The organism is Aquiflexum gelatinilyticum, from assembly GCF_024741135.1.
GTDB classification, from domain to species: domain Bacteria; phylum Bacteroidota; class Bacteroidia; order Cytophagales; family Cyclobacteriaceae; genus Cognataquiflexum; species Cognataquiflexum gelatinilyticum.
On sequence record NZ_JANSUY010000027.1, the window covers coordinates 25,343 to 42,326 of the forward strand.

Below are 16,984 nucleotides of genomic sequence, written 5' to 3' on the forward strand. Positions count from 1 at the left end.
ATTTTTATCAGGCTTCTTTGTCCCAAATACGGTAATGTCTTGTCAAATCGAAAACCTTTTGGATAATTTCTTTTTCGGTTTGGTTGTATTCCATTCCCCTTCTTTTCATTACCGCAATGGCCGTTTCTTCAAATTTTCTCACCTGAAAAGTACTGAACCCTGAAGCACCGCCCCAAGAAAATGATGGGATAAAATTTCTCGGAAAACCGTCACCAAAAACATTGGCCCCTACGCCGACTACCGTCCCGGTGTTAAACATCGTATTGATGCCTGCCTTGGCATGGTCTCCCATCATCAGGCCGCAAAACTGCAAGCCTGTATTGGTAAATCCACCTTTGGTATAATCCCAGATTTTGACTTCTGCGTAGTTGTTCTTTAGGTTGGAAGTATTGGTGTCGGCACCGAGGTTACACCATTCGCCGATCACGGCATTGCCGAGAAATCCCTCATGTCCTTTATTAGAGTAGCCAAATAGAACCGCATTGGAGATCTCTCCCCCAACTTTAGAAAATGGTCCCACAGTCGTATCTCCCCGCATTTTGGCCCCCATATTCACGGTGGAACCTTCGCAAAGCGCAAATGGACCTCTGATCAGTGAACCTTCCTGCACTTCGGCGTTTTTTCCGATATAGATCGGCCCGCCTTCGGCATTGAGGACAGCGGCTTTGATTTTTGCCCCAAGTTCAATAAAAACCTGTGACGCATTATATACTATGGTATGTGGATCTTCCAAAGGTTCCGACCGTCTGCCGGCAGTGATCAGCTCATAATCTTTTCTGATCTCAGCAGCATTGACCTGAAAAATATGCCATGATTTTTGGATGGCTGTAACCGATCCTTCATAATGGATCTTGGTCAAAGATTTTGCCTGATCTGGATGAAAGGAACCGGGATTTTCTGAAAAGGCAGCAACCAAAAGGTTATTGGACCAAAGTGACTCGGTGCTTTTCAGTTGGTGGATGGCTGACCAAAGCATCTGGTCCGGGCAAACGGCTCCATTGACCATCAAAGCAGCACCTTCTCTTTTGGGAAACTTTACAGAAAGGTAATCCTGCGTCAAAAACCCAGGTTGGTCGCCTGAGTATTTTTCCCATTTCTCCGAAATCTTCAAAATCCCCACCCGGATATCCCCGATAGGCCTGGTAAAAGTAAATGGCAACAAAGAACCCCGGATGGCAGGGTCATCGAATAGAATCAGATTGTCCATGGTACAAAAATAAAAAAGTCTCCCGGAAAACCGATTCCGGGAGACCTTTACCTGCTAGCAGGCTGGTAAATTTATTTTTTGGCGTACCTCTTGTTGAACTTGTCAACACGACCTGCTGTATCCAACATCATCTTCTTACCTGTGTAAAAAGGGTGTGAGTTGGAGCTTACTTCGACTTTGTATACCGGATAAGTGTTACCATCTTCCCATACGATCGTCTCAGAAGTCTGGATGGTGGATTTGGTGATGAACTTATATTCACTTGAAGTATCGTAAAATACGACATCTCTGTAATTAGGATGAATGTCTTTTTTCATTGTATTGCTATTTATCTTTTTATCGCTTTTCCGAAATGAGGCACAAAGTTATTTCTTTTTTGAAATGTATCCAAATCTTGTTTGGTAATAATTTGACGGGTGAAGGAATTAAGTATCTCGCAAAGACGCAAAGGAGCAAAGGGGGTTTGGGGATTTTGGTAATAATCGTTGTAGTTGTTGTATAGGTTGGGTTGTCAGGTTATCAGGTTGTCAAGTTTACGGATTCCGTCACCCTGAGGTACGAAGGGTCTCTTGTCTCTCGATATTTGGGTTTGAATTTTGGGTTTGTTGAAGAAAAAGAATCACGCAAAGACGCAGGGACGCAAAGGAAAAATCTAAAACCCATTAATAGAAGTTAAGAACATTTTTTTTGGGTGGTTAAAATTTACGCTGATATAACATTTGCTAAAGGCTTTACCTTGTCACCACGACTTAGGAGATATCTATCCTTTTTTAAACCAACCCTAAAAGATTTCTCAACCGTACCTTCTTCTAAATGACAAGGGTAAGTTGTTATCTGAACTTTTTCCGCTATTTGGTCTCGGCTCTAAAATCTCGTCTCTACCCTCTCATTTCCCCCGTCCCTCCAAAGGAATCCCAAACGAAATGAAATTGGTTATTGGCGGGTTGGAGAAGGTATTTCTGCTTAACGGAACTGCTGCATCTCCAAAATTATACCTGTCCAAAGCTGACCTGGTGTGGTTTCTTGCACTTCGCCGAACCTGACCAGATACAATGCTCAAGCCGAGGCTGGTAAAAACCAATGGCAGCAGGATATCATTAGGGGTGGAAGATTGAAACTGTGGAGAAATGAAATACCATGTAAACACCAACTGAAGGCCTAATCTTGTCAAATCCAAAGCATTTACGAAGGTCTGTTTTCGGATTGCTTTTTCATAGTCCGCATACATGTCAGGCCTGTTTTCCATCAGGGTTCTGATTTGCGCTTTATTCAGCATATTTGGACCGTCATAGATGTTGATTTTTTGGCCGATCAGGTTTCCTTCAATTTTCATTTTCAAGTAATGCGATCCTAACCTATCCTTATCTATCACATAATTGTAAGATTCTAGAATATTGGACAGGTGCATTTTGGCATTGCGCTCCATGCCTCCACCAACACTTTCCAAAACCTCCCCTCCAAGTGTCACCAAGAAGAAAGTAGTATAATTTTCTTGAATCAATTCAGTGGTAAATAAGTAAGCCATTGTACCCAAACTGACAGCTCGTCCTGCAAAATAAAGTGCAGAACCGATTCGTAATTTGGAAATGTTTGCCGCAAAATCCTGTGCATCTCCCGGCATGATTTCGAGGTAAGCAAGGACTTCCTGGGGCTTGGCTTTTTGGCCATTGATATAGTAAACAGGCTGGTTTAAGAAATTTTCCCGGAAGGTGATAAAGGGATAATCAGCGTATTTGTTTTCCTGATAAAACGGCGACCGCTTGTCTTGGGCTTGGACGGAATGGATGGAAAGAAGACAAAAACACAACAAATTTACGGCTAAGGAAAAATTAAAAACTCGGGGCCTTTTCATAAATAGACTGATTTATGGTATAAAGTCTTTCCCATCTAAATGAAATAGAACTTTTCTTTAGAGCTAAAGATACTTTAGGATTATTAAAACTCAAACTATATCCGTAGCCATTTTTCAAAAGGATGTTATGGGCCTGAAATATCACCAGTCCCATTTCAAAAAAGAGTATAACAAATCAGTTGATAATCCGAGAATAATTTTTTTAACTCCATAAAAAGTTTTCTATCTGAGAAAGAAAGACATCCCAGTCTTTGAAAACCTGATCCCCTCCTTCCATTTTCCACTGTTTTTTTTAGCTTTACACCATTATAGCATCACCCCTATGAAAAAAAAATTTCTTTTGACTTTTTGTCTTGCTGCTTTTTTTACCCTTGATGGTTTTGCCCAAGGTGCTTACATCCCTTTCAACAGGGATTATTACCATATGCTGGAGCGGTACGAAATCCTGGAAGGCAAAAACAACCCGAATTTTCATACAGGCTTCAAACCTTACAGGAGAGACCATGTTGCGGCTTTTCGGGATTCACTTTCTGAGGCTGATATTTCCCGCTCCAAAGCTGACAAGTTCAACTTCAACTACCTGAGCAACGACAATTGGGAATTTATCAGCGGAGAAACTGAAGCCTCCAAAAAACCATTTCTGAAGCACCTTTACACCAAACCTGCCGACTTTTACCATTACCGTGATTCGGTGGTAGACATCCACATCAATCCGGTTTTATACCTTGCTGCGGGATTTGAGCCCGGGATAGATGAGATGCGCTTCCGCAATTCCCGGGGAATAGAAATCAGGGGAAGCATAGACAGAAAGGTCGCTTTCTATACTTTTATGACTTCCACACAGACTATTTTTCCCTCTTGGGTCAAGGACTTTGCCGAACACAGCGGTGCAATACCGGGAGAAGGATTTTGGAAAAGGTACAATGAAACCGGCTATGGCTTCTTTTCGGCACGGGCACATTTGAGTTTCAATGTCACAAGGCACATCGAAGCCCAATTTGGTCAGGACCGGAACTTTACAGGAGAAGGTTACCGTTCTATGATCCTTTCGGATTTTTCCAACCCCTACCTGTTTTTCAAGCTGAATACTAAAATCTGGCGATTTCAGTTGACCAACCTTTGGGCACAGCAGACTGCGGACATCTTTTTTGACAATCAGGGCCGGCCAACAGACAAAATCCGCTATCCCAAAAAATGGTTTGCCATGCACCGACTTGGGGTCAATCTAGGGAAAAAGCTAAACATAGGTATATTTGAATCCATCATGTCTGACCAATTTGACTGGAACTACCTCAATCCCATTATCTTTTACCGGTGGGTAGAGCATCAGGGCGGTTCACCTGACAAGTTGATGCTTGGTACGGATTTCAAATGGAACATGACCCGTGGCATGCAGCTTTACGGACAGTTTGCCTTGAATGAATTTGTCTTTACCGAATTTTTTGAATTGGAGGGTGAAAATTCTTCCCGCAACAAACATGGGATACAGGTGGGTTATAAATACATCGATGTGCTAAAAATCCCAAACCTCGACCTGCAACTTGAATACAATCAGGCAAGACCCTATACCTATCAGGAAAAAAGGCCTTACCAGTCCTTTTCCAACTACAGGACACCACTCACTCACCCACTTGGTGCCAACTTCAAGGAGGCCATTGGCATCATCAGGTATCAGCCCGAGTTTCTGCCGCGTCTCTTTGCCACATTTACTGGCCTGTACCAATTCTATGGCGATGATCCTTCACCGGAAGTGAACTTTGGCAAAGATGTGCTGAAAAACCGCACCGTAACCAATACCGGAAAAGGCCTCTATGGCCACTATATCGGTCAGGGCGTGGAAAATACTGTGATCATGGGCAACCTGAACCTGAGCTATATGGTCAAACAAAATGTATTTTTGGACCTAAGCCATAGCTACAGAAAGCGAACCGCGGAAGACCTTTCCAGCCCGGAGTCAACCAATTTTACCCAGTTTTCGATCAGGGTGAATATGGTGAGGAATGATTTTAATTTTTAGGATTGGTTATTGAGTTAATGGTTATTGGGTTATTTGGTTATTTACTATAGGTTATTGGAATGAAATTGGGTTTTCTGAATTTTTACAAAAAACCAAAACCTATTTTTATTCCGTAACTTGCGCCACTAATCCGTAAAAGCATTTCATGAATACTTACCTCCGTATTTTGTCTTATGCCCGGCCTTACCGCAGGTATTTTCCGATATACGTTCTATATACGATTTTAGCCATTGTTTTTGGCTTGCTGAATTTCACTTTGCTGAAGCCTCTTTTCGATGTGATCTTCGAACAGGCTCCGCAGGCTGACATGAGCAAATACCTCAACAAGCCTGATTTTACTTTCACAATTGACTATTTTCTGACCCTGTTCAATTTCTATTTCCATCAGATCTCAGAGGCTTATGGAAAGTTTGGGACTTTGGTCTATGTCTGTATCATCATCGTCATTTCCGTTTTTCTTGCAAATCTTTTCACCTATCTCTCTGGGGTAGTTTTGGCTAAAGTCCGTGCAGAAGTCATCAAGAAAATGAGGATGTCGATTTTTGAGCAGGTGTCAAGGATGCACATCGGGTACTTTTCCAATGAGAGAAAAGGCGACCTGATGTCCAAGATGACGAATGATATCCAAGAGGTGGAAAACAGCATTGTTCAATCCCTGAGGGTGGTTTTCAAAGAACCTGTAACCATCATTCTTTACTTTGCCGTGTTGTTTTTCATGTCCGTTAAACTGACTTTGTTTACCATATTGGTGATTCCGATTTCCGGGGCAATTATCGGCGGGATTACACGAAGGCTGAAAAAGAAGGCAGTCGAAAGCCAAGAATCACTTGGAAGGATTGTCAATATATTGGATGAAACCATAGGTGGCATGCGCGTCATCAAAGCATTTGGTGCACAGAAATACATCAGAAGCAAGTTTGATGGGGAGACTGATTATTACTCCGATGTGAATATTTCAATGGCCAAGAAAAACGAATTGGCTTCGCCGATTTCCCAGTTTTTGGGTGTATCAGTAGTAGCGGGGATTTTGGTCTATGGAGGGAGTTTGGTATTGAACAACAGTTCGGACTTGAGCGCTTCAGATTTCATCACCTACATCATCATCTTTACGCAGGTACTCAATCCTGCCAAGGAAATCTCCCGGGCGGCAAGCAGCATACAAAGGGGTTTGGCCTCTGCCGACAGGATCTTCAAAGTAGTCGATACGCCAAGCGAAATCAAGAATTCAGACAATCCCATTATTATCGACACCTTTACCGATTCTGTACAATTTCACCATGTTTCTTTCAGCTATGAAAAGGAAAAGGTGTTGGATAATATTTCTTTTAGTCTCCAAAAAGGAAAGACCATTGCTTTGGTGGGACCATCAGGCGGGGGGAAATCAACGATTGCAGACCTTGTTCCAAGATTCTATGATCCCACAGAAGGGAAAGTGACTTTGGATGGAGTGGATTTGAAAGCCATAGAAATCAATTCTCTGATCAAACAGATGGGAATTGTCACCCAAGAATCCATCTTGTTCAATGACTCGGTTTTCAACAACATCGCCTTTGGGCTTGAAGGAATATCCGAGGAGAAAGTCATCGAAGCTGCCAAGATTGCCAATGCCCATGAATTTATCGTCGAATTGGAAAATGGCTATCAAACTTCCATCGGGGAGCGTGGTTCGAAGCTTTCAGGTGGTCAGAGGCAGCGACTCAGTATTGCGCGTGCGGTATTGAAAAACCCTCCGATCCTGATTTTGGATGAAGCGACTTCGGCTTTGGATTCGCAGTCAGAGAAACTGGTCCAAGAAGCCCTAACTAATCTGATGGCAAACCGTACAACATTGGTAATCGCCCACAGACTCAGTACCATCCAACATGCAGATGAAATCCTTGTGATCAAAAAAGGGCAGATCGTGCAGCGCGGAACCCATCAAAAACTCATTTTGGAAGAAGGTTTGTATAAGAAACTTTCTACAATGCAGTCAGTTTAATAAATTTGGAATAACTTAAATTCAGCAATCATATGAAACAAATAGATAAAATCTCGCACCTGGTTACCACTCTCTATTTTGCGATAGCGTTGGTCATTTTCCTGTTATTTGACAATATTAAAGGCATATTGAAGATCGAGGAACTGACCCCAACTTTGGTAGTCAATTTTCTCCTGATAGGATTATTGCTTTTCTTAATTTCTTGGGGTATCAGTACAATGGCAAAAAACAACTTGGAAGCAGAACTTTCAAAAAAGGAAACAGAGAAAAACGAACTGAAAGCAAAACTCTATGACTTCGAACAAGGCATAAAACTCAAAAACATTGAGAAGAAATTAGATAGCATTGAGGAAGAAAGAGAGGCCTCAGTACTTCGCAAAAGACAAAATTTTAAATAACTAAAGGATATTTGCAGTAAATAGCTAATTTAGGAAACCCAATAGGTTTCCTTTTTTTATTGCCTTAATTTTAATACAATGGTCGCAAAAACTTTTGGATGTGCTGTTTCGGGTGTTGATGCCAAAGTCATCACCATAGAGGTCAATGTCGGACAAGGAACGAGCTTTTTTATGGTAGGATTGCCTGATTCTGCTGTAAAAGAAAGTCAGCAGCGGGTCGAATCTGCTCTCAAATACTTCGGTTACCGCATGCCTAGGCAAAAAATGGTAGTCAACCTTGCTCCTGCTGATATCAGAAAAGAAGGTTCAGCATATGACCTTCCCATCGCTTTGGGGATTATGAAAGCCTCCGAACAAGTGCTTTTTCCTGAATTGGAAAGCTATATCATCATGGGTGAACTCTCACTTGACGGCAACTTGAGACCCATCAAAGGAGCCTTGCCGATTGCGATTGAAGCAAGAAAACAAGGATTCAAAGGATTTATCCTCCCGGTAGAAAATGCTTCAGAAGCTTCCATAGTGAATAAACTTGACGTCATTGGAGTCAATACTTTGGAAGAGGCAATCAAATTTCTTGAAGGCGAATTGGAAATTGAACCCTTGGTGACTGATACCAGGGATATATTTTATAATTCTCTGGAGCAATATGAGTTTGATTTTGCAGATGTGCAAGGACAGGAAAACATCAAAAGGGCGATGGAAATCGCAGCGGCCGGCGGGCACAATGTCATCATGATCGGACCTCCCGGCGCAGGAAAAACCATGCTTGCCAAAAGACTTCCCTCTATTCTCCCACCGCTTTCCTTACAAGAAGCTTTGGAGACTACCAAAATACATTCCGTAGCCGGAAAACTTGGAAAGCACGCTTCTTTGATAGCCAACAGGCCTTTTAGATCTCCACACCACACCATCAGTGATGTCGCTTTGGTCGGCGGTGGAGGCAATCCCCAACCAGGAGAAATATCGCTTTCACATAACGGAGTATTATTTTTGGATGAATTGCCGGAGTTCAAGCGTACTGTGTTGGAAGTGATGCGTCAGCCTTTGGAAGAAAGGAAAGTGACGATTTCACGGGCGAAGGTCTCAGTAGAGTTTCCAGCCAATTTTATGCTGATAGCCAGCATGAATCCATGCCCCTGTGGCTATTATAACCACCCCGAAAAGGAATGTGTCTGCGGTCCCGGAATTGTGCAACGTTACCTGAACAAAATCAGCGGCCCGCTTTTGGACAGGATAGATTTGCACGTCGAAGTCACACCGGTACGGTTTGAAGAAATGACCTCAACCCGAAAAACGGAAAACAGCAAATCCATCAGAGAGCGGGTTATCATTGGCAGGGAAGTTCAGATTGAGCGCTTCAAAAACAACCCTGAAGTATATTGCAATGCCATGATGCCGTCACACCTCGTCAAAGAAGTCTGTCAGATCAATGAGGCAGGCAAAGCCCTTCTTAAAACAGCTATGGAAAGACTTGGACTTTCGGCAAGAGCATATGATAGAATTCTGAAAGTATCCCGAACAATTGCTGACCTTAATCAAAGTGAAACCATCAAAGTTGAGCACCTTGCCGAAGCAATCCAGTACAGAAGTCTGGATAGAGAGGGTTGGGCAGGTTAATCTATTGCCAAATTAAGTTTTGGTAAAATTTCGATGAATAAGAAAATAATGGATTAAAAATTTCACGAATTAAAAAAATTTTATTTTATTTACTAAGCATACGAAACAGTTGTGTTGGTCGCCCTTTTTTAGCTTACCGTTTCAAAAATATAAAGGCTGTCCTGAACAGCCTTTATTCTTGTAAGGCCTGACTCAAATCCTCCAATAAATCATCCAAGTGTTCCAAACCCACTGACATTCTGATCAGATTTGAGGGTGTTTTAGAATCCGGTCCTTCGACCGCCGCTCTTCTTTCGACCAAGCTTTCTACTCCTCCTAGACTAGTTGCGTTGGTAAAATATTTCAGTTTGGAAATTACCCTGTCTGCCTCTGCCGCACTGCCTTTGACCATAAAAGAAAGCATCCCACCAAAACCTGACATTTGTGAAGCAGCCACATGGTGGTTTTTGTGGGATTTCAATCCAGGATAGCAAACTTCCTCCACATTGGGATGGCTGTAAAGAAATTCGGCAATAATGCCTGCATGTTCCGCATGGCCTTTCATCCGGTAAGCCAGGGTTTTGATGCTTCTGACCAAAAGGTAGGTATCAAATGGAGAAGGGACTGCCCCTCCAACATGTTGGATCATTTTGATTCGTTGCCAAAAATCATCTGCTTTTTTGCAAATCAGAGCCCCTCCTAAAATATCGCTATGCCCACCGAGGTATTTGGTGGTGCTGTGCATGACGATATCTGCCCCGAGAAGGATTGGATTTTGAAAAACAGATGTTGCAAAAGTATTGTCGCAGGCCACTTTCGCCCCGATTTCTTTTGCTATTGCCACAAGTGCACGGATGTCTGTAATTTTGAGCAAAGGATTGGAAGGGGTTTCGATCCAAAGGAGTTTGGTATTGGGTTTAACAGAAGCTCTGACCATTTCCAGGTCTGCCAAATCCACAAAACTAACCTCCACAATTCCTTTCAATATCTCCACCAATTGGCGGTGGATTCCATGGTACATGTCGTCCGGTGCAATTATATGGCTTCCCGGTTCCAAAGCCTGAAAAACTGCCAAAGCAGCGGCATTTCCTGAAGAGAAAGCAGCCGCATCTTCGCCATGTTCCAGTTTGGCCAATACATTTTCCAAAGCCATCCTGTTGGGATTATTAGCCCTGGAATAGATCACGGAACCTTCATGGTGTACAAAAGTGGTAGAAGTCGTGATCGGCTGCACAGCAGGTTGGTGGGAATCCGTGATGATATTTCCGGCGTGTATGGCTAGTGTTTCGAGTCTCATGGCTGTTTTTTTTCAAACTTACTATTTATAAAAAGAAAAGCCAGCGAAATCAACCGCCGGCTTTTGTATCATTATGTATATGGTAATTTTATCGGATTCTGTCCACAGACCTGACAAGCAATTCATCTTTACGGATAAATCTATTTGCAAGCAGGTTACAGATCATTCCCCCGAAAATCGCCCAAAACCCGGTCACAAAAGCACCGTTGACCTCGGGATTGATGAGGGCATTGGCTGTGTGAGTGGTCCAAATTATGAGTCCGACATTTACCACCATCACAAAAGAATTGACCATATTGAGAAACATCTGCCTTGTTCGGTTTTTATATTGCGTCAAGCTGAAAATTGCAATCCCTGCAGAAATGACTGCAAGAATGCCAATAAAAATTTTGGAGGAAGTATCCACAGGTTCCTGACCCACAACATCTAATGTCGTCAGATTCCAGGCAGTGAGGGTCATCAGTTGGGTCTGGCTTGGGTTGACTTGCTGCCAGATGGGGAAGGAAATTACCAATATCATGGCTACTGCCACGAGAAACAGGAATATGGTCTGTATGCGTTGTATCATTTTGACTTTAAATTTTGACAAAGAAACGGGGTAATTTTTTGAATCGCAAGGTTTGTATAAAAGGTGGTTTTTATTTGCCTCCGAATAATATCTTTGCACTGTAAAATGGAAATCCAAAGGTATTTTATAGAATTCGCTTACCGCGGGACACATTATCATGGCTGGCAATTCCAGAAAAACGCCCATTCTGTGCAGGCAGAAATGGAAAAAGCGCTTTCTGTGATTTTGAAACAGCCTTCATACCTTACCGGTAGCGGAAGAACGGATACTGGTGTACATGCTTCTCAGCAGTTTGCGCATTTTGATACTGATTTAAACCTTGACCAAGAGGATTTTGTCAAACGCATCAATGGCGTCCTTCCAAAAGACATTGCGGTATATTCTTTGCTTAAAGTGAAAAATGATGCCCATGCCAGATTTGATGCAAGGTGGAGAAGCTACCTTTATCGCATTACTTTGCGCAAAGACCCATTCGAAGAAGAAAGTGCTTGGTTGGTATACCACAAGCCCTGCATTGACAAAATGAATGAAGCCGCAAAATTGCTGTTGGACCATGAAGATTTTCAATGCTTTTCGAAAGTCCATACCGATGTCAACCACTTTAATTGTAAAATAAAAGAAGCGTATTGGGAACAAAATGACCATCAATTGCTCTTTCATATAACTGCCAACAGATTTTTGCGTGGAATGGTTAGGGCGATTGTAGGAACTTTGGTCCACGTGGGTTTGGGTAGATTGGATTGTGGGCAGTTTCAAGAAATTTTGGACAGTAAAGACCGGAGTCAGGCAAAATCTGCTTCTCCGGCCCAAGGTCTATACCTTTGCAGGGTTGTTTATCACGAAGATATATTTATTTAAATACTGAAATATTTTGAGCCTGGAAAAAGAAAATATCAAAAGTGGTGACATCATTGACGCCCAGGTATTAAAGAAACTATACGAGTTCGTCAAGCCATACCAAGGCCGGTTTTATTTTTTGGTATTCCTTACTATTGCCATGGCTGTATTGGCACCGACAAGGCCGTATTTTATCCAGATAGCCATCGATGATTATGTGGCTATAGGGGATAGTAAAGGATTGCTGAATATCATCTACCTATTGATTGTGCTGCTTTTGCTCCAATCGCTTGTACAGTTTGCCCATACTTACCTTTCAGGATGGATCGGGCAGGTGATTATCAAGGACATCAGGATCAAACTTTACCGTCATTTGCTTAAAATGAGGTTGAAGTTTTTTGACAATACACCGATAGGCAGATTGGTGACAAGGAATGTATCCGATGTAGAAACTCTTGCTGATGTTTTCAGTGAAGGCTTGGCAGCCATTATCGGGGATTTGCTGCAATTGATTACCATTCTGGCTGTGATGTTTTATGTGGATTGGAAACTGACCTTGGTGAGTTTGAGTACTTTGCCACTCCTGATTATTTCCACCTATATTTTCAAAGAGAAAATCAAAGTAGCCTTCAATGACGTCAGAAATGCCGTATCCAACCTGAATTCGTTTTTGCAGGAGCATATCACAGGCATGAATATTGTTCAGATTTTTAATAGAGAAAAAAGGGAATACGATAAATTTAAAGAGATCAACAAAGAACATAGAGTAGCGCATGTCAAGTCGGTCTTGTATTATTCGATCTACTATCCTGTCGCTGAAATCATACAGGCGATCGGTACAGGTGTAGTGGTGTGGTATGGCGCAACGGGGGTATTTGACATGGAAATCCAAATCGGGATCCTGATCTCCTTTATTATGTACCTGCAGCTTTTCTTCAGACCAATAAGGATGATTGCAGATAGGTTCAATACCCTGCAGATGGGGGTAGTAAGTTCCTCCAGGATTTTAAAACTACTTGAAAGCGATGACCAAATCCCGAATGAAGGAAAGTTCAAGCCAGAAAAAATTGAGGGAAACATCAAATTAGAGAACGTTTGGTTTGCGTATAACGACGAAGAATGGGTTTTGAAAAATATCAATTTTGAAGTAAAACACGGGGAAACAGTCGCCATGGTCGGGGCCACCGGAGCTGGAAAATCTTCCATCATCAACCTGATCAACCGCTTCTACGATATTAACAAGGGCAAAATAACACTTGACGGCACTGACATCAAGGAATATGAACTAGGTACTTTGCGAAAACATATAGGCGTGGTATTGCAGGATGTTTTCCTTTTCTCAGATACGATATTGAATAACATTACCCTTGGGAATCCTGAGATTACGAGGGAGGAAGTTATGAAAGCCGCCAAATTGGTAGGTGCAAAGAAGTTTATTGAAAGACTTCCCGGAGGTCTGGATTACAATGTCATGGAACGGGGCGCCACACTTTCAGTTGGTCAGCGACAACTGATATCATTTGTAAGGGCAATCGTCTACAATCCTGAAATCATCATCTTGGATGAGGCTACCTCCTCGGTGGATACCGAAACTGAGGAAATGATACAAAAGGCCATTTCTAAAATGATGAAAGGCAGGACGTCCATTGTGATTGCCCACAGGCTTTCGACCATCCAAAAAGCGGATAAAATCATGGTTCTGAACCAAGGAGAAATCAAGGAAACGGGCACCCATGAGTCGCTCTTGGAATTGGGAGGCTACTACTCCAAACTCCATCAGATGCAGCTGAAGTCGATGGCCATTGGATAAAGGTAGGAAGTGGGGAAGAGGGAAGTACGATTTACGAAGTACGAGAGGGAAAGCGGGAATTACAAAGTATAAGGTGGAGTTCAAAATGGGAATCAGGATTTAAGAGTTCGGGATAAGAAGTGGGTATTTCAAGGTACCGAGCCGTCACTCTGAGTGAAGCGAAGAGTCTCCGGGAAATAGAACCTTCACCTCCGATAGCTCCGGTTCAGGATGACGGGACAAATCTCTGACCTTGATTCTCATCTCTCGCTTCCTGTTTCTCGTATCTTGCGTCTTATGTCTCACATCTCATATCTAGTAAAGAAACTAAACCAAAAATAAAAACACAGTGAAAAAGTTGCTTGTTTTGGCTTTTGCCATGCTACCGTTATTTGCTTTTGCTCAGGAACCGGGGATCGGTCTTAGATTTGGAGAACCATTTTCAATTACCTACAAAACCTTTATCGATGATAAAATTTCCTTGGAAGGAATGGTCGGAAGAGTCGGACCCAACAGCGGTCAATATTACCGGAGAGATTTTGACAACAACAGGCCAAGCCCCAATGCATTTTATGTAGGCCACAGTACCTCCAACACCTGGTCATTGAATTTCCGCGGAGCATATCATGAGGACTTCTCGGATGATTTCAATATCGGTTCAGGTTACTTGTTGGGCTATGCAGGGGCTGGTGTTCAGCTTCGTTCTGTATTGGTAGATTACGCCTTTACTGATTCTTCCATTTCGCAGGCGACGCTTAGAGAAACACGAAGAAATATGGATTTTGGCCCTGAGGCATTTGGCGGCGCGGAGTATTACTTTGATGAAGCTCCGATCAGTGTTTTTGGGGAAGTTGGTTTCTTTATGGAATTGTTGGACCGTTTTGGGCACTTTAGGCTGCAAGGCGCAATCGGAGTCCGGTACTTATTTTGATCTAACTACCTTTAAGGAAAAACCTTATGAAAACATTTTTTAATATCATCCAAGTAATATCCCATTCATGAAAAAAACTATTGTTCTCATTTTTGTCATTTTATTGACTGCAATTGGTTTTTATGTTTTCAATAAAATGGGAGGCTTCAATGAAGTCCACCTTGAGGTTGTCGAGGATGTGAATATTAATTTGGTTGGAAGAAAGTTTAAGGGAATTCCTCAAGATGAGAAGCTTACAAAGGCCTTTCAGGAAATTGAAAGTATCAAGAATAACAATCCGGGAGCTGCACTTTATACCATTTACTATTCTGAACCTGCAGGAAAATTGGATACGATGGAGGTTTTTGTAGGTCTGGATTCCAAATGGATACCTGATACTGCCGGATTTGAAACCATTTCATTTTCAAATGAAAATGCAATTGTTGCCACCATTACTGCCCATCGTTTTGTAATGCCAAGCCCATTGAAAATCAAAAACAAAATCATTGTCTTTGCAAAAGAAAATAGCTTGCCTGAACCTGTGGTATTTATTGATCAGTTTGTCGGGCTCGACGAAGTCAAAGTCATTGGGATAAAAAACACAAAATAAAACCTGTTTCAATTTTACTTCGTTGAGTTGAAACAAATCAAATTGAAATTTCTCTTTCTTAGCTTTTATTCAAAATTTTAAACCAGAATTATCATGAGAAAATTACTTTCTTTATTACTAGTGGGAGCTTTGGCTACCATTTATGCCTGTGTAGGACCTGTAGGACCTCCGGGGGTACCGGGACCTCAAGGACCACAAGGTCAGGCAGGAGTTAATATAGTTGCTGAGGCATTTGAAGTGAATGTCAATTTTACATCTGCAAATAACTATCTGGCTGTCTTTGATTTTCAGCCGCCAATTTTTGACAGCGATGTGGTCTTGATGTATGTCCGATGGGAAACAGCCAATGGCAATACAATCTGGAGGGCATTGCCTCAGACAGTCCTTTTTGATGAAGGTACTTTGATCTATAATTATGATTTCAGCAAAGATGATTTTAGCGTCTTTTTAGAAACAAATTTCGATCCTAGCCTGTTGGGAACAGATTGGACTGCAAACCAAAGATTCAGGGTGGTAGTTGTTCCGGCGGATTTCAGTTCTAGGATTGATTACAATGATTATGAAGGAGTGGTCAAAATGCTTGGACTTTCCGAAAGCGATTTTGTGAAACTCGAAGCAAGAAAATAAAATTCAAAAGCCTCCAAATCGGAGGTTTTTTTTTGCTTTTGAATCATCCAAATGTACCCCAACTCCGTAAATCGGAATATAAAAAATAGGGCTTATGAACTCAAAATTGGTTTTTTAATGAAAAGGAGTGTTATTTTCTTTGACAAAGTCTTTTATAAGTTTTCTATCCTTACCTCCTAATTCAAATTGGGATTCTATATTTGCAGCATGCAATTGAAGAATGATTTATTGATACGTGCCGCAAAAGGCGAAAAAGTAGAAAGAACCCCTGTGTGGCTGATGCGACAGGCAGGAAGGATTCTTCCTGAATACCGGGCAGTCCGTGAAAGTGTGAGCGGTTTTATTGAATTGGCTCAGACACCGGAATTGGCGGCTGAGGTGACCATACAGCCGGTGGATATTTTAGACGTTGATGCGGCGATTATTTTTTCAGATATTTTGGTGATTCCTGAAGCCATGGGATTGCCCTATGAAATGCAGGAAAAGCGAGGGCCTTGGTTTCCAGAGACTGTAAAGGATGTTTCTGACTTAAAGAAACTGAGGATTGCTGATGGAGTTGATGACCTCAGCTACGTAATCGAAGCGATCAAAATCACCAAAAAAGCACTGAACGGCAGGGTTCCGTTGATAGGATTTGCCGGAGCGCCTTGGACGATTTTCGCTTATATGGTCGAAGGGTCAGGAAGCAAGACTTTTTCCAAGTCCAGGGCGATGCTATATACCCAACCGGAGTTTTCGCATCAACTGCTGCAGATGATTACTGACAGCACGATCAACTACCTGAAAGCACAGGTTGCGGCAGGTGCTAACCTCGTGCAGATATTTGACAGTTGGGCAGGAATCTTACCTCCAAATCATTACCTCGAATTCTCCCTTCCCTATATCTCACAAATCTGCGATGTCATCCAAAATGTACCGACAACGGTTTTTGCGAAAGGTGCTTTTTTTGCAAGAAAAGAAATGGCCGGACTGAATTGCGACACCATAGGATTGGATTGGAATATGGGGATAGCTGAATCAAGAGATATCATCGGTCCCAATAAAACCTTGCAGGGAAATTTGGATCCTGCTGCACTTTATGGCTCTGCCAAAGAAGTGGAAGCAGCCACGAGACTGATGATGGACCAATTCAAAGGGACTAGGCACATCGCAAACCTTGGTCATGGCGTCTATCCTGACATTGATCCCGAGATGGTAAAAGTGTTTATTGAGACAGTGAAAAATTATTCCTAATCATAAGGAAACTTTATTTACCGCAATGGACGCAAAGGTTTCGCAAGGGTCGCAATGGACTCAAA

At 42.2% G+C, this 16,984-nt stretch carries 15 protein-coding genes; 10 read left to right on the top strand and 5 right to left on the bottom strand.

Annotated elements, in window-relative coordinates; all coding sequences use genetic code 11:
• Window positions 1–7: 7 nt before the first annotated feature.
• The 3 genes from NU887_RS19920 to NU887_RS19930 all read right to left on the bottom strand — a co-directional run bounded on the left by NU887_RS19920 (window position 8) and on the right by NU887_RS19930 (window position 3,059).
• On the bottom strand, window positions 8–1,207 hold the full coding sequence (locus tag NU887_RS19920; RefSeq protein WP_258425151.1) for a GlmU family protein: 1,200 nt from the start codon (window positions 1,205–1,207) through the stop codon (window positions 8–10).
• 71 nt (window positions 1,208–1,278) lie between these two features.
• Window positions 1,279–1,524, bottom strand: a complete 246-nt coding sequence (locus tag NU887_RS19925; protein ID WP_113924979.1) for a type B 50S ribosomal protein L31 — start codon at window positions 1,522–1,524, stop codon at window positions 1,279–1,281.
• 569 nt (window positions 1,525–2,093) lie between these two features.
• Window positions 2,094–3,059, bottom strand: a complete 966-nt coding sequence (locus NU887_RS19930; RefSeq protein WP_258425152.1) for a hypothetical protein — start codon at window positions 3,057–3,059, stop codon at window positions 2,094–2,096.
• Window positions 3,060–3,381: 322 nt separating this feature from the next.
• Between NU887_RS19930 and NU887_RS19935 the strand changes: the two genes are divergently transcribed.
• The 4 genes from NU887_RS19935 (at window position 3,382) to NU887_RS19950 (ending at window position 9,069) form a co-directional block, all read left to right on the top strand.
• Window positions 3,382–5,076 carry a hypothetical protein gene (locus NU887_RS19935; protein WP_258425153.1) on the top strand — a complete coding sequence of 565 codons (1,695 nt, stop codon included), beginning with the start codon at window positions 3,382–3,384 and terminating at the stop codon, window positions 5,074–5,076.
• Between the two features lie 145 nt (window positions 5,077–5,221).
• Window positions 5,222–7,054, top strand: coding sequence for an ABC transporter ATP-binding protein (locus NU887_RS19940; protein WP_258425154.1), 1,833 nt, complete (start codon window positions 5,222–5,224; stop codon window positions 7,052–7,054).
• Window positions 7,055–7,086: 32 nt separating this feature from the next.
• Complete coding sequence (locus tag NU887_RS19945; RefSeq protein ID WP_258425155.1) at window positions 7,087–7,452, top strand: hypothetical protein; 366 nt, start codon at window positions 7,087–7,089, stop codon at window positions 7,450–7,452.
• 78 nt (window positions 7,453–7,530) lie between these two features.
• Window positions 7,531–9,069 (top strand): YifB family Mg chelatase-like AAA ATPase, encoded by a 1,539-nt coding sequence (locus NU887_RS19950; RefSeq protein WP_258425156.1) that lies wholly within the window; start codon window positions 7,531–7,533, stop codon window positions 9,067–9,069.
• Window positions 9,070–9,241: 172 nt separating this feature from the next.
• Here NU887_RS19950 and NU887_RS19955 read toward each other — a convergent pair whose 3' ends face one another.
• Window positions 9,242–10,345 carry a trans-sulfuration enzyme family protein gene (locus tag NU887_RS19955; RefSeq protein ID WP_258425157.1) on the bottom strand — a complete coding sequence of 368 codons (1,104 nt, stop codon included), beginning with the start codon at window positions 10,343–10,345 and terminating at the stop codon, window positions 9,242–9,244.
• A gap of 88 nt (window positions 10,346–10,433) precedes the next feature.
• Window positions 10,434–10,913, bottom strand: coding sequence for a DUF4293 domain-containing protein (locus tag NU887_RS19960; protein WP_258425158.1), 480 nt, complete (start codon window positions 10,911–10,913; stop codon window positions 10,434–10,436).
• Window positions 10,914–11,018: 105 nt separating this feature from the next.
• Between NU887_RS19960 and truA the strand changes: the two genes are divergently transcribed.
• From truA to hemE, 6 genes are all read left to right on the top strand, one after another.
• Window positions 11,019–11,771, top strand: a complete 753-nt coding sequence (gene truA, locus NU887_RS19965) for a tRNA pseudouridine(38-40) synthase TruA (protein WP_258425159.1) — start codon at window positions 11,019–11,021, stop codon at window positions 11,769–11,771.
• Window positions 11,772–11,784: 13 nt separating this feature from the next.
• Window positions 11,785–13,560, top strand: a complete 1,776-nt coding sequence (locus tag NU887_RS19970; RefSeq protein ID WP_258425160.1) for an ABC transporter ATP-binding protein — start codon at window positions 11,785–11,787, stop codon at window positions 13,558–13,560.
• Between the two features lie 328 nt (window positions 13,561–13,888).
• A complete protein-coding gene (locus NU887_RS19975; RefSeq protein ID WP_258425161.1) occupies window positions 13,889–14,470 on the top strand; it encodes a hypothetical protein in 582 nt (193 codons plus the stop codon).
• 67 nt (window positions 14,471–14,537) lie between these two features.
• Entirely contained in the window at window positions 14,538–15,059 is a 522-nt protein-coding gene (locus NU887_RS19980) for a hypothetical protein (RefSeq protein ID WP_258425162.1), read from the top strand.
• Between the two features lie 93 nt (window positions 15,060–15,152).
• Window positions 15,153–15,686, top strand: a complete 534-nt coding sequence (locus NU887_RS19985) for a hypothetical protein (protein ID WP_258425163.1) — start codon at window positions 15,153–15,155, stop codon at window positions 15,684–15,686.
• A 207-nt stretch (window positions 15,687–15,893) separates the two neighbouring features.
• The gene (hemE, locus tag NU887_RS19990; RefSeq protein WP_258425164.1) at window positions 15,894–16,919 is read left to right on the top strand and encodes a uroporphyrinogen decarboxylase; all 1,026 of its coding nucleotides are present in this window, start codon (window positions 15,894–15,896) and stop codon (window positions 16,917–16,919) included.
• The last annotated feature ends 65 nt before the right edge of the window (window positions 16,920–16,984 follow it).

What these genes read in the sequence shown, in the direction of transcription:
- NU887_RS19920 (WP_258425151.1), bottom strand. Translation starts at nt 1,207, where the DNA reads ATGGACAATCTGATTCTATTCGATGACCCTGCCATCCGGGGTTCTTTG.
- NU887_RS19925 (WP_113924979.1), bottom strand. Translation starts at nt 1,524, where the DNA reads ATGAAAAAAGACATTCATCCTAATTACAGAGATGTCGTATTTTACGAT.
- NU887_RS19930 (WP_258425152.1), bottom strand. Translation starts at nt 3,059, where the DNA reads ATGAAAAGGCCCCGAGTTTTTAATTTTTCCTTAGCCGTAAATTTGTTG.
- NU887_RS19935 (WP_258425153.1), top strand. Translation starts at nt 3,382, where the DNA reads ATGAAAAAAAAATTTCTTTTGACTTTTTGTCTTGCTGCTTTTTTTACC.
- NU887_RS19940 (WP_258425154.1), top strand. Translation starts at nt 5,222, where the DNA reads ATGAATACTTACCTCCGTATTTTGTCTTATGCCCGGCCTTACCGCAGG.
- NU887_RS19945 (WP_258425155.1), top strand. Translation starts at nt 7,087, where the DNA reads ATGAAACAAATAGATAAAATCTCGCACCTGGTTACCACTCTCTATTTT.
- NU887_RS19950 (WP_258425156.1), top strand. Translation starts at nt 7,531, where the DNA reads ATGGTCGCAAAAACTTTTGGATGTGCTGTTTCGGGTGTTGATGCCAAA.
- NU887_RS19955 (WP_258425157.1), bottom strand. Translation starts at nt 10,345, where the DNA reads ATGAGACTCGAAACACTAGCCATACACGCCGGAAATATCATCACGGAT.
- NU887_RS19960 (WP_258425158.1), bottom strand. Translation starts at nt 10,913, where the DNA reads ATGATACAACGCATACAGACCATATTCCTGTTTCTCGTGGCAGTAGCC.
- truA (WP_258425159.1), top strand. Translation starts at nt 11,019, where the DNA reads ATGGAAATCCAAAGGTATTTTATAGAATTCGCTTACCGCGGGACACAT.
- NU887_RS19980 (WP_258425162.1), top strand. Translation starts at nt 14,538, where the DNA reads ATGAAAAAAACTATTGTTCTCATTTTTGTCATTTTATTGACTGCAATT.
- NU887_RS19985 (WP_258425163.1), top strand. Translation starts at nt 15,153, where the DNA reads ATGAGAAAATTACTTTCTTTATTACTAGTGGGAGCTTTGGCTACCATT.
- hemE (WP_258425164.1), top strand. Translation starts at nt 15,894, where the DNA reads ATGCAATTGAAGAATGATTTATTGATACGTGCCGCAAAAGGCGAAAAA.